This window comes from Mycoplasma sp. 4463, from assembly GCF_048381515.1.
Lineage (GTDB): Bacteria > Bacillota_I > Bacilli_A > Mycoplasmatales > Metamycoplasmataceae > Mycoplasmopsis.
Window position 1 is genome coordinate 1 of record NZ_JBLWID010000003.1, and the last position, 13,738, is coordinate 13,738.

Sequence of the window (13,738 nt, forward strand, 5' to 3'; positions counted from 1 at the left end):
TAAGTAATGGAGGAATAAAACTATTTAAAAAATAATATCCTAATATCCATCATAATACCAAGATTTTTCCATTTTATTACTTACAGTAAATTACCATTTATCTTTGTTAATGTTTCATTTATTCATTTTTATAATGATAGTGATATCTAACAATAACAGTAATTAAAAAATAACAACTTCATTATAAATTGCATAATGTAATGTTTGAAAAGTAAGTTCTAAAATACAATAATCAGTGATTTCTTTCACTTGTGTATGATTATTAAATTCAATATTTATTATAATTTAAAGATAGATGCATGTGATTTAGTTCAATGTTTTAAGTAGTTCAATAATAAAAAATTAGTTTTACTCCTTCCAAATCTAAAAGTTTTGATTTAAGCAAACTTTATAAAAAGGATTACTTCAATATGCAAAAGAAATTTTTATCAGTTCCAATATTAGTTTTATCAATTTTAACAACGGTATTTGCTTCAATATATTTTATAGTAGCTTCTTTAACTCCTGTAATGTTAAGCAAAGTTATTACAAATAGAGACACGTTAGCAATCATTTCCGTAATTATCAGCATCATAAGTGTTATGCCTGCTCTTGGAATAGGGTTTGCTCTATTTATTACATGCATTGTGGGTGCAGTTAGAATCTCTCAATGTAATAAAGCTACGATGATCTTATATATTATCGGTGTATGTTTACCACCACTCTTAATACTTCTTTCTTTCATCGGTTCAATTATAGCCATTGCTAAAAAACAATATTAATATAAAAATTTATAAACTTAATATCAAAAATTGAGAACAATAAAATGTTCTCTATTTTTGTTTCATTTTTTTCTATAAATCAACTGATCATTACTAATGAATTAGGATGCTGCGAATTTTTTTATGTTTCGTATATGAAATTTTAACCATTTTATAAATAACAAAAATACTTATGACTTAACCTTACAGGTTTAAAAAATAGATTTATTATAAAAAAATTTTTATTAACTTTACTTGCACCAATGGGAGCAGTTAGTGCAATTAGCACAATTGCTTGCAATAATACACAATCAATTAAAAATACTAATAATACACCGGACAATCCAGATGATAACAGTAATAAAGGAGAAGTTATTAAAAACAAATTGACAAATATTGATTAATTAAACTTTGAGAATTTTACAAAATTAAGATACAAAAACTTTGTGGTAGATAATAAAACATTTGATGGTAATACTATCTCAGAACTTATCCAAAGAGCAACACATAGATTATCATTTTATGGGGATAAAAACGCCAAGGCAAGCCTAAGAAACATTAGATAAACTCAATCCAGTTTTTAATCATATTAACAAAGTTATTAATACATTTGTATATTGACTTGAAGAACAAAAACATTCACAATTAGACCCTGAGTATGTAAGTACTTAATTATATGTTTTATACTAAATATTTATTTAAAAATGAATGTAGATTTTACAAAACATTTGCTTCAGTTGCAGACTATGTTGCTTAACTTGCATTTACTGATATAGACAAAACAACACTATATAAATTCGAAGATGATGCTGCTATTACCATGACAATTGATGATTTAATTAACAAAGCCAAAATTTTTGCATTAAAAATAAAAACACCACATATAAATTTGTGATGTTTCAGGCTCTGTTAACGTCTAATTCATTCTACTTTGTCAGTCTTTTTGGTTGCAAATTTAATTCTCAATGCTTTCACTCATAAATAACCGATTGATGGAGTTAAAATAAATCCGACTCCAAAAATAACAAAGTTTAATAGACACACAATAGCTACATTTCCACCTTTATAAAATAAAGGTTCACGGAAGTTTAAGAAACCATATATAGTCATATCAAGTTCTTTTGTCAATCTATTTCCATTCTTAAGCTCAACATCTTTAAATTGATCATAAATTGGTGTTGACATGAAGAATGTGATTAAAGCAAAGAAGTAGTAACCTAACATTGTTATAATGCTTAAATAAACAGTTTTCTTTGAAATTTGAATTTCTTTACGATTTATGATTAAAATCACAAATCCTAAAATTGGTGACACTGCGTGAATTATGAATGTGTTAAAAAAGTAAAGTGGTTTAAATTCTTTTAATTCAGGCACAAAGATTAATGTTCAATATATTAAGAATGTAATTGAAATGTAAATAATTGACAAGAAGAAAGTTTGTTGTGCTTTATGATTTTTCATTTTTAATACAAATATAACTGCAGATATTGCTAAAAATGTATTACTAAGTCACGTAAATGTTAAATTAACTCTTCAAAATGATTGAAGCATTTTGTATCCGTGAATACTTGATGTATTTAGGATTTCAGATTTAGCTTCATCTGACAAAGTTGTTAATTCTTGTGAAATTCTTGTTGAAGTTAAATGTCAGTTTATTAGCGTTGCTAATATGACAACAAATACAATACCAATTGCTAAAAAGAATGATATTTTTTGTCTTGTTGTTAGAGAAGAAAAATTCTCTTTTATTGTTCTAATTATTTTCATAGTATCATTATATAAAAATAAGAAAGACAACTAGATTTATTTTGTTTTTCTTATGATCTTAATTTAATAAATAAAATTAAATTTTTATTCTTTGAATTAACAAAAATAATGTAAAATAGTTTTAGCGTGGTCGCGTAGCTCAGCTGGATAGAGCACGAGCCTTCTAAGCTTGTGGTCGGAGGTTCGAATCCTCTCGTGATCGCCATTTTTTTTATACTTTTTTTGACCCTTATAAATAATTGAAGATATAAAAATTAAAAATATATATAATGTATGCATTATATATAGGGCAAATTAATGAAAGGAGTAAGTTATGTATAAGATGTTTAAAATTTTGCCATTTAACATTAAAATGAGATTTTTTATTGGTATCATCATTGTTATTTTAAATGTTGCTTGCACAATGATTTTGCCAATTGTGCTTAGTCAATTCTTGCCTTTACTTACAAAAGGTAGTCAAGAAATATACACGATTACAATTTTTAAGAACTTACAATTGTATGAATCATCAAGCTGAACTAATGCATTTGTATTCTTATTAATTTCAATCTTAGTATTACTCGCACTTACAGCAATAACTGCTATAGCTTCAACTATGATAATCATCGGAGCCGGCGAGAGAGCTTCGAACTTTTATAGAAATGCTTTATTTGCTAAATATCAAAAACTTAGTCTTAAAGATATTTCTAATTTAACAACCGAAAGTTTAATAACAAGAATTAATGATGATGTTGCTGTCTTTTGAGATTTCTTAGTCGGTGCATCGACATCACTTGTTAAAGCTCCATTATTTATTATTGTTGGATTAGTATTTGCTTTTGCAACAGATTTAGAATTCACTTACTCGATTTTAGCTGTTATACCTTTACTTCTTTTTGTTATGGTATTTATATTCATTAAGGTAAACCCTAAACTTAAACAAAATAGAAAAAATCTTGATGCAATTACAAAAGAAGTTGACGAAACTGTAAATGGTGCTAGATTTATAAAGGCAAATAATTTACAAGAACAACAAAAAAGGAAATTCAATTACGCTAATAATCAATGAGTGAAAACTGAAAAGAATATTTTTAAATTCTTTGCAATTGGAACACCTGCATTCTTTGGAATTGTTAACTTTATTGTTGTCTTAATTTACGCAATAGGAAAAGTTAAATTGGACCAAAACCCAAGAATTGACGGTGAGTTTATCGCAAAGATTAATGTATTCATCGAATATGAATTTGTTATAGCTGGTGGAATTATTTTATTCTCACAATTCTTAGGTTCTATGTTTAGAGCAAAAATTAGTTCAGGTAGAATAGTTCAAGTCTTAGATGCTAAATATGATGATTTATTTGTTCCAAATGGAAAAATAATTTCACAAACTAATGATGTAACTGATTATTCGGTTGAATTTAAAAATGTTAACTTCAAATACTTTTATACAGCTGAAGATTATGCAATTAAAAACATTAACTTCAAAATTCAAGGTGGTAAAACTTTAGGAATTATCGGACCAACTGGTTCAGGTAAAAGTACAATTGTTAACTTACTTGTTAACAATATGAAATACACTCAAGAAAACGGGAATATCTTAATTAATGGTATTGAAGTCAGAGACATCAACACACATAACTTACACAAGAACGTAGCTATTGTTTACCAAGATGCACTTTTATATTCAGGAACAATTAAATCAAACGTTTTATTCGCTAAACCCGATGCAACTAATGAAGAACTTCAAAAAGCTCTTGCAGCATCTTGTGCAAGAAACTTTATCCAAACATTCGAGGATAGAGAAAATCACAAAGTCGAACAAAAAGGTAAAAACTTAAGTGGTGGTCAAAAGCAAAGAATCTCAATTGCAAGAAGTTTAATTATTGACCCTAAAATCTTAATTTTAGATGACTCAACTTCTGCTCTTGATAACTTAACCACAAAGCAACTTATTAAAAATATTAAAGAAAATTACTCTTGTACAACAATTATCATTTCTCAGAAAATTAACTCAATCAAACACGCTGATAATATTTTAGTTCTTGAAGATGGAAAAATTCTTGACCAAGGAACTCACGAACAATTACTTAAATCTTGTCAATGATATAAAGATGTAGCAACTAACCAATTAGATCAATAGAAAGGAGAAGCAAATATGTCTGATTTAAGAGAAGAACAAAAAGAAATAGCTCAAGATTTACAAGCTAATGAGCAAGTTAAAGTGTTTAAAACACTTAAACAATTACTTTCCTACTTTTGTAGAAGTAAAAAAATATTATTTGTTGCTCTTTTATTTTCATTACTCAACTCTATTTTCTATATCATTGGTAGTTTCTTAATTGGAATAATCGTACAAATTTTCTTTGAACCTTATCTTAATTCACAAATAACTTACCCTGATAAATTTAATTTAACCAACTTTATATTAATGCTATCTGCACTTACACTTACATTTATCTTGTACGGTATTTGCAGATATGTAGAGCAAAGGTTATATATCAAACTATCTTTTGAAGCTGGTGCAACACTTAGAAAAGAACTGCTTGAAAAGATATTAAAAATGTCTGTTAGTTTTTATGATAAAAACAAAACAGGAGACTTGATATCAACTTTAATTGTTGATGTTAACAATACAGCTAACTCATTATTCCAAATGATGACGCAAGTTGTAACAAGTATATTCAACATTTGTATAACAATCATTGTACTTATGTTAGTTTCATCACTTCTTACATTAATTGTTTTACCTGTTACATTGATTTTATTTGGATTAGTTTTCTTACTAATTAAAAAATCACAACCTTACTTTGTTAAAGTGCAAAACTCATTCGGGAGACTTAACGCTTTTGTTGAAGAAATGTTAACGAATACAAAAGTAACTAACTCATTTGATAGACAAGCATATGTTTATAGTGAACTTGAAAAAATCACATACGATATTAGAAAAAGTGCTTACAAAGGTGATGTAATTGCTAAATCATTTGATATCTGATATACACTTATAGCAAACTTTGTTATCTTACTTATCTCAGGTCTTGCTGCAATCTTTTATTTCAAACAAATACCTGTTTGAAACTTAATCGGACTTGGAGTTGACCAAAACGGAAATGCAACACCTGCATTTATTATCTTATTCATTTCCCTTAACTGAAACTTTATGGGTCCATTCCAAAACATCTTATCAAGTGCATTTAATGCACAAATTGGAATTGCATCTTCATCAAGAATTTTCAAACTTTTAGAAATTTCTGAACCTGATACATCAAATCAAACAATTGATATTAACTCAATTAAAGGACACGTTCAATTTGATAATGTATATTTCAAATACAATCCAGACAAGTTAGAATACCAACTAAAAGCAGCTTCTTTCAATATTAAACCAGGTCAAGTTGTTGCAATTGTTGGTCCAACTGGTGCTGGTAAAACTACAATCATTTCTCTTTTATCTAAATATTATGATTACACTAAGGGTTCGATTAAAATTGATGGAAATGAACTTAGAAACATCAAAACAGATAAATTAAGAGATCATATGACAATTGTGCTTCAAGATTCATTCTTATTTAATGAATCAATTAAAGATAACCTTAAAATGACGAATCCAAATGCAACTGATGAACAAATCATTCAAGCGGCTGAAATGACACATGCCCATCATTTTATTATGAATATGCCTCAAGGTTATGATACAATGATCGAAAACAATGGTGCTAACTTATCACAAGGTCAAAGACAACTTCTTTCATTGACTAGAGCAATTCTTTCGAATAAAAACTTACTTATTTTAGATGAGGCCACTTCAAACATTGATTCAGCAACAGAACAAATCGTTCAAAAAGCTATGTGAGAGTTAATGAAAAATAAAACAACATTTGTTATCGCCCACCGTTTAAGTACAATTAAAAATGCTGATGTTATTATAGTTGTTAATAATGGACTTATTATTGAAAAAGGAACACACAAAGAGTTGTTAGATAAAAAAGGTTTCTACCATCAACTATATACATCACAATTTGAATTCGAAAATTAAGACAAATTCGCAAGCTAGAAGCTTGCTTTTTTTATGCTTTTGAAAGATTGACTCTATTTCATTAATTTTTATAAAAGTAAGTAAAATACATAAATTTTCAATATCTAATCAAACTGAAGAATTCTGATATATACCACTTATAAGTTTCAACTACAATAAAGAACAGCCATATCTTTGATATGGTTTTTTCTTTTTTCTTATAAAAAATCACAAGCAAAAAGCCTGTGATTGAATCATAAATATCGAATATTACAACTTCTTAATAAAGTTGAATGTTTTTTGCACATTATTATCCTATTGCTACTTTTGAACCAGCTGTATATACTAAAACGTATTTTCTATCTGATTCTTGAATATCTCATTTATCTAATACAAAGATTGGAAGAATATGACTTTGTGTTCCATCTAATGTAGAAGCATTTCAAATGAGATTATCATTTACATAAAGTTTAAGTCTTAAATCTCCATAGTAACTTGCATTAATTGGGAAGTAACCATTAAAATTGTAAGCTTTTGCAGTTTTTGAAAAGTCTCCTAAGTTATTTGAAATAACTGATGGTAATGTATTTCCTGGAATACTTGGATGTCAAGAACGTGAATTATCTAAATCAAATTCAAGTCTAATTTTGTCTCCAGTTACAAAATCAATGTGTCTTGCAGTTGATGAGTCAATTAATTGTTCAAAGAATGCTCCACCAATGTTTGCAAAATCTCTTGTTGAAGAGTTTTTAGATGCAGTTGCGTTTAAAACAAATGTAAATGAGTTGTCTTCTGTAAATGTTTTTGTGAAGACCGATGTATTTTTATCAATATTAAACTTATCACTTGTTATATTTGTTTTAACAAATGCTTGAAGCAATGCAACTCATAAAGCGTTTTGATAATTAAATGCTGTGCCGTCAGAAATCTTGTAATTTCAAAAACGATTTGCATAGCTGTTAATTACATTATTTAATCGGTTCTTATTCACATTATTTGTTCCATCTTGTAAAAATCTTTCTTTATATTTGATTTCATATTTTCTAGGAAATAATCAATAATCATCAAGTGAATTAGGAACAATAGTTGAAGCAGCAGGTGTTAAATCAGGAACTACACCTGTTTTAACTCAATAGTTTGCTATTGGGCTTTTATCTTCTTTAACAAATGTTGTTGCTAAATAAGGATAGTTTCCTTGATTATTTAAAATTTCTAATTTAAGAAGCCTCTCTTCATTGTCATCGTGATTATATTCAAATGTAACAATTTCATTATCATAATCAATTGAACTTTTATCTAATCTAATGTAAGGATCATTATTGCGTCCTCTTAAACGAGTTTTGTATTGAAGTGTGATTAGACCTGAATCAAATAAAGGTTTTAAATCACGAATTGAAAGAGTTTGATATTTAGATGTGTTATCACTAGATAACAATTTAAATGATCCTTCAAATAGTTTTCTAGGACCAATTACATAATCTGCGTATCCATCATCAGCATTATTTAGACAATTTAATACTAAATATGTTGCATATTGCATGTTTGTTGTTAAGTAATTTAGTAAATTACCTTTATCAATTCTTTCATTAATATTAGCTTTAATTTGATTAATTTCATCTAATCTAGAAATAAAGAATTCAACTTTATCTGTGTCATGCTCAAATTTGTATGATAAGTTTTCTTTATCAGCTATGAAATCTTTTAAGTAGTACTTAGAATTATCTGGATTGTTAGTGATTTGAACAATTTGTTCAAATGCATCATTAACTTTTTCTGTTGCAATTGTATTAGCAACATTAAGAATATTTTCTACTTCATTTTTAAGAGTTTTTAATTCATCTAATGATTTATTTTCATAATCATCTAAAGTGGATAAATCAAAGTTTGTAATTTGATCTGAACCAAATAATGTTTCATTTTGTTTTACTTTATTTAATGAATTTAAATTTTCTCTTATGTATGCAACATAATCATCTTTACTTTCAGCAGATTGAGCAGCATTAACAATTATGTTTGCGACTTTATCAAATTTATTTCACTCACCACTTAACTCAAATAAGTATTTAGAATCTAATTGATTTCTAATTAACTCAATTAAATTATCTTTTGTATCTTGAGCAGTAGCTTGAACATCAAAATTATCAATTTGATCACTTGTATTGTTTTGAACAATATTAATTAAAACTGTATAACTTTGTGGGGCTATCACTACATTAACTTCATTATTTTGAATTTGGTCAATTGTTACCGATTGAATAACCTCTTTATTAGAATCGATTAAGACATATGAGTTAGGAACTAAATTACTTTCAATAGTAATTGAGTTTTCATCCATATTAATTTTTTGAGTAGTCAATGAAACTAAATTATTATCTAAATCTTTGAAATGAATTGTTATCGTTTTTCTGTTTTCAATAATATCAAGATTTATTGATGTAGCTCAAGGTTCAATTCCTGAAACTGATTTAATTTTTACATCTGTAGGTAATTGTTGAGTAATAAGGTCTTTAATTTTTGTTTCATCATCTTGATAATTAACATCAATGTTAAAGTTATTAATATCTTGTCTATGTGATTCATTATTAGCTATCACGACTTGCACACTATAGTTTTGAGGTAAAACTTTAACGTCAACAGTATCATTTTCAATTTGATTTATTGTTACGCTATCTACAACTTGTTTATTTGAATTTGTTAATACATAACCATCTGGAATTAATAAATTTGAAACTGTAATTGAAGTTTCATCCATATTAATTTTTTGAGTTGTAATTTTTACAATATCGTTGTTTAAATCCTTAAAGTTAATTGTTATTGTTTTTCTATTTTCAACAATTTCAATTTGAATTTCTGAAGTTCAAGGAGTTACACCTGAAATTGATGAAACTTTAACATCACTTGGTAATTTTTGTTTAATAAGTTCACTAATTCTTGTTTCATCATCTTGATAATTAACTTGAATTTCGAAATCTGGAATATCTTGTTTATGAGACTCGTTTTTGACTATTTTAACTTGTGCATTATAGTTTTTAGGAAGAACCAAAACATTAACTGAATTATCTACTATTTGCTCTATGACTTCACTTTCAATTACTTCTTTATTCGAATTAACTAAAACATAAGAATCAGGAACCATATTGCTGTAGACAGTTAATTGATTCTCATCCATATTTATTCTTTGTGTTGTTGTACCAATAACAGAACCATTAGCATCAACAAAATTAATTGTTGCAGTTTTTCTGTTTTCAACGATATTAACGTTAAATATCTCAACTCAAGGTTTAACATCACTAATTGAACTAACTTTAACATCTACAGGAAGATGTTGCTGTATTAATTCTTTGACCCTGGTTTCATCATCTTGATAATTAACTAAAATACTAAAGTCAGAAATATCATCTCTATGAGAGTTATTTTGATCAATATGAACTCTAACTTCATAGTTTTTAGGGAGCACAGTTAAGTTAATAGTATTATTTGTGATTTCATTTACTGTAACACTATCTAAGATTTGTTTGTTTGAATCGACTAGAACATAATCATTAGGAACTAAATCTGAACTTATAACAATTGAATTTTCTTCGACAGGAATTCTTTCCACTCTTTTTTCAATAACACCATGCGAATCATTAAAGTAAATTGTTATAGTTTTTCTATTTTCAATAATTTCAATTTGAATTTCTGAAGCTCAAAGAGTTACACCTGAAATTGATGAAACTTTAACGTCGCTTGGTAATTTCTGTTTAATAAGTTCACTAATTCTTGTTTCATCATCTTGATAATTAACTTGAATTTCGAAATCTTTAATATCTTGTCAGTCATGGTCGAATTCATTTCTTGATATTGAAACTTGTACATCATAATTTTTAGGTCATATTTTAATAAATTCATTTGATATTGGAGCTTCATCTCTTATCAATTTATCAACCACTCTCCCGTATTTATTCAATAAAACATAGTTTTCCGGATCAGGATTAGTGATTTCTCATTTACCATTGATTTTTTTTGCAATACTCTTAAGAGTTTCAGGTTCTTCATCCCTGGTATAAGCGTTTCTTAATATCACTTTTACAGTTTCTTCAGTTTTATTTGTGTATTTTAGACCAAAATACACAGCAGGTGCAGTTACTGCTCCAAGTACTCCTGTGAATGCTAAAAGTATAATAATCTTTTTATTTCTTTTTGAAGTTTTACTAGTCATAAATTTGTCCTTTTTATTATTTTTAAATATACTAAATTAACACTTTTATATTATTAAAAAAATAAAATAAATTTTGAGCTTGAAATCAATAAAAAAAGCAAGCTAAAAGTAGCTTGCAAATTTGATTATTTTTTAAGGTCGTTTACTGAACCAATGTAAGCGAATTTTTCTGGATTTACATCAATAAATTCACCATTAATAATTCTAACAACTGAATCTACAGTTTGATCTAAAGGTACAAAAACCCCTTTTCTTAATGTGAAATGTTCAGTCATAAAGAAGTTTTGTGAGAAGAAGTTTTGTAACTGTAATGCTTTTTTAACGATTGTTTTTGATTCGTCATCTAACTCATCAAATCCTAAAATAAGCATAACATCTTCAATTTCTTTATATCTTTGTAAGATGTATTTTGTGTCTAAAATAGCTTGATAGTGTTTTGAACCAATAATTTCAGGATTTACGTTGTTTGATGAAGAAACTAACGGATCAAAAGCAGGGAAAATGTTTTTAGCACTAATTTCACGCGAAAGCACAAGTGAAGAGTTTAAGTGGTTAAATACAGCAACAGCTGATGGGTCAGATAAATCATCCATTGGTAAGAAGACTGTTTGGAATGATGTAATTGAACCATTTTCATTTGTATAAAGTCTTTCTTCAGCTTGTGAAATTTCAGTGTTTAAAGTTGCTTGATAGCCACCAATTGATGGTTTTTTATCAAGTGATGCAGCAACTTCATTTCCAGCTTGTAAGAAACGGAAAATGTTGTCAATGAATAATAAAACGTTTTCTTTATTGTTGTCTCTTAAGTATTCAGCAGCAGTAATTCCAACTGGTACAATACTCATTCTTGAACCTGGGTTTTCATTCATTCTTGAAATGTACATTGTTGAATTTTGCATTAAGTTAGATTCAGTTAAATCATTGTATAACTCAATAGCTTCTCTTGAACGTTCTCCTGAACCGATGAAGATGGCTGATGTGTTAGTTTTTTGTTTTGATAGGTTGAAAATAATTTCCTTCATTAAAACAGTTTTACCAACTCCGGCTCCACCAAAGATACCGATTTTATCTCCATCTAAAATAGGAACGAAAAAGTCAATAGCTTTAATACCTGTTGTTAAAAGCTGTGCTCTTTTTTCGTAGTTTGTGTTTGTTACAATTGTTGAATCCATTTCAACTGTTTTTGTAACTTTTGTTTGAGGTGAGCTTAAGTTATTTCCAAGCACATCGTAAATGTGTCCTTTTGCTTCGTTTCCTACAGGAACCATAAATGAATGGTTTAATTTTTCAATCTTATCATTGATTGATAAGTTATCTTTTAAGTCTACAATAACTGCTAATAAAGTATTTTCATTAAGAATTCTTTTAACTAATAAATATGAACCATTATCACTTTTAAGAAGTGAATTAATAGCTGGTAACTTTTCATTTTTGAATTGAATTTCGATTACGTCACTTCATAATTTTGTTATTTTAGCGCTCATTATTTACTTCCTTTTAATTCATTTTTGATTTTGTTGTGAATTTGTTCCATTAGTTTTTCATCAGTAGTTAAGAATTCTTTAGCAGCAGGTAATTGTCATTGTAGATTGAATTTATTTGAATATTTGTTAAGTAAGAATGCAAAGTAGTTTTTAACTAATTCAGGATCTTTAGTTGTATCGTTAATTAAATCTTCAACAACTTTCTTGCAAGTTGCATTATATTTTTCGTATTCAATAATGAATTTGATTGCTTGATTAATTTGCAAATCAGATAAGTTATTTAATAAGTTTCATTGAATGATACGTGAAATTAAGTAAATGTCTTTTTCATCGTATGATGAAACGCCTTTTTGATTAAACATTTTTTCAATTTGGATTCCTCCTAACATAAGTGAATTAATGTCATCATTAAGGTCGTATTTAACAGCAAGTAGTTTAGCTTGTTTTTTGAATGATTTATATAACTTACCAACAATTTTTGCACTTTGGTTCATTAATTTGTTTTGAACTCCACTACCAATACGTGAAACTGATAAGTTAACATCGATAGCTGGATATTTATTAAGCGCAAATAATTCTGAGTTTGTAACAATTTGCCCATCTGTAATTGAAATAACGTTTGATGCAATTAAAGATGTAATGTCGTTATCAACTGTTTGAATAATTGGAAGAGCGGTAATTGATTTTCTATTGTGGAATTTACCGCTTCTCTCAAGTAATCTAGCATGTGCATAGAACATATCACCAGGGAATGCTTCTTTACCAACTGGTTTGTTGATTAATAAAGCAATTTCTCTGAAAATGTTTGCGTGTTTTGTTAAGTCATCAAACACGATTAAAACATCATCTTCATAAGAAACATTTTCAGCGTGAGCCATAGCAATATATGGAGCTAAATATTGTTCATATGGTTTATCACTGTTTGCAGTTAAGATGATTGTGTATTCATCAGCACCATGTTCTTTAAGTAAATTGTAAACATTTGCAATTTCGCTTTGTTTTTGTCCAATTGCAACATAAATACATTTAACATTTTTGTCTTTTTGGTTAATGATTGTGTTTAAAGCAATAAATGTTTTACCAGTTTTTCTATCACCAATAATAAGTTCTCTTTGTCCTTTTCCAACAGGAATCAGCAAGTCAATTACTGAGTAACCTGTTTTTAATTGCTCATCAAGAGGCATATAAGACATTAAGTTGTTATTAACGTTAAAGATTTCTGAAGGTTGCTCATAGAATTCAAATTTTTCTTTAGTAACTTCAGGGAATAAAATGTCACCGTTAATGTCAATGATTTTTCCGAAGTAGTTTTTTGCAGTCTTAACTTTTGTATCAACTTTAGCTCTAATTACTTCTGCACCAATTTTATATTCTTCAGGATTTTGTTTAACTAAACAAAAAGCACGATCTTCTGTTGCTGAAATTACCATCAATAAAGCATCTTTGTTATCTTTTAAATGGTAAATTTCATTTTGTTTGTAATTTGTTTGGCCACTTATTTCAACAACATAGTCATAAATGGCTGATATGTATAATTTATTTTCCATGTTCTTCC

The 13,738-nt window shown here is 27.6% G+C and carries 8 protein-coding genes and 1 tRNA gene; 4 read left to right on the forward strand and 5 right to left on the reverse strand.

The genetic code is table 4. The features are described 5' to 3' along the window. Nucleotides 1–400 precede the first annotated feature (400 nt). Nucleotides 401–724, reverse strand: a complete 324-nt coding sequence (locus ACNF36_RS00515; RefSeq protein WP_418303357.1) for a hypothetical protein — start codon at nt 722–724, stop codon at nt 401–403. Nucleotides 725–1,003: 279 nt separating this feature from the next. Between ACNF36_RS00515 and ACNF36_RS00520 the strand changes: the two genes are divergently transcribed. Continuing rightward, nucleotides 1,004–1,144: a hypothetical protein gene (locus ACNF36_RS00520; RefSeq protein ID WP_418303358.1), complete on the forward strand. Its 141-nt coding sequence runs from the start codon at nt 1,004–1,006 to the stop codon at nt 1,142–1,144. Nucleotides 1,145–1,649: 505 nt separating this feature from the next. Here ACNF36_RS00520 and ACNF36_RS00525 read toward each other — a convergent pair. Next, entirely contained in the window at nt 1,650–2,507 is an 858-nt protein-coding gene (locus tag ACNF36_RS00525; protein WP_418303359.1) for an MAGa3780 family membrane protein, read from the reverse strand. A 128-nt stretch (nt 2,508–2,635) separates the two neighbouring features. On the opposite strand from ACNF36_RS00525, the gene ACNF36_RS00530 reads away from it, so the two are divergent. From ACNF36_RS00530 to ACNF36_RS00540, 3 genes are all read left to right on the forward strand, one after another. Then, nucleotides 2,636–2,712 (forward strand) — tRNA-Arg (locus ACNF36_RS00530). 108 nt (nt 2,713–2,820) lie between these two features. Next, nucleotides 2,821–4,626: an ABC transporter ATP-binding protein gene (locus ACNF36_RS00535; RefSeq protein ID WP_418303360.1), complete on the forward strand. Its 1,806-nt coding sequence runs from the start codon at nt 2,821–2,823 to the stop codon at nt 4,624–4,626. Between the two features lie 15 nt (nt 4,627–4,641). After that, on the forward strand, nt 4,642–6,519 hold the full coding sequence (locus ACNF36_RS00540; RefSeq protein WP_418303361.1) for an ABC transporter ATP-binding protein: 1,878 nt from the start codon (nt 4,642–4,644) through the stop codon (nt 6,517–6,519). A gap of 289 nt (nt 6,520–6,808) precedes the next feature. Here the strand turns inward: ACNF36_RS00540 and ACNF36_RS00545 are convergent, their stop codons facing one another. The 3 genes from ACNF36_RS00545 to ACNF36_RS00555 form a co-directional block, all read right to left on the reverse strand. Then, nucleotides 6,809–10,699: a hypothetical protein gene (locus ACNF36_RS00545; protein ID WP_418303362.1), complete on the reverse strand. Its 3,891-nt coding sequence runs from the start codon at nt 10,697–10,699 to the stop codon at nt 6,809–6,811. A 125-nt stretch (nt 10,700–10,824) separates the two neighbouring features. Next, nucleotides 10,825–12,183: an MSC_0618 family F1-like ATPase beta subunit gene (locus ACNF36_RS00550; protein WP_323177554.1), complete on the reverse strand. Its 1,359-nt coding sequence runs from the start codon at nt 12,181–12,183 to the stop codon at nt 10,825–10,827. Further along, nucleotides 12,183–13,730 carry an MSC_0619 family F1-like ATPase alpha subunit gene (locus tag ACNF36_RS00555; RefSeq protein ID WP_418303363.1) on the reverse strand — a complete coding sequence of 516 codons (1,548 nt, stop codon included), beginning with the start codon at nt 13,728–13,730 and terminating at the stop codon, nt 12,183–12,185. Before ACNF36_RS00555 ends, ACNF36_RS00550 begins: the two co-directional genes overlap by 1 nt. Nucleotides 13,731–13,738 lie beyond the last annotated feature (8 nt).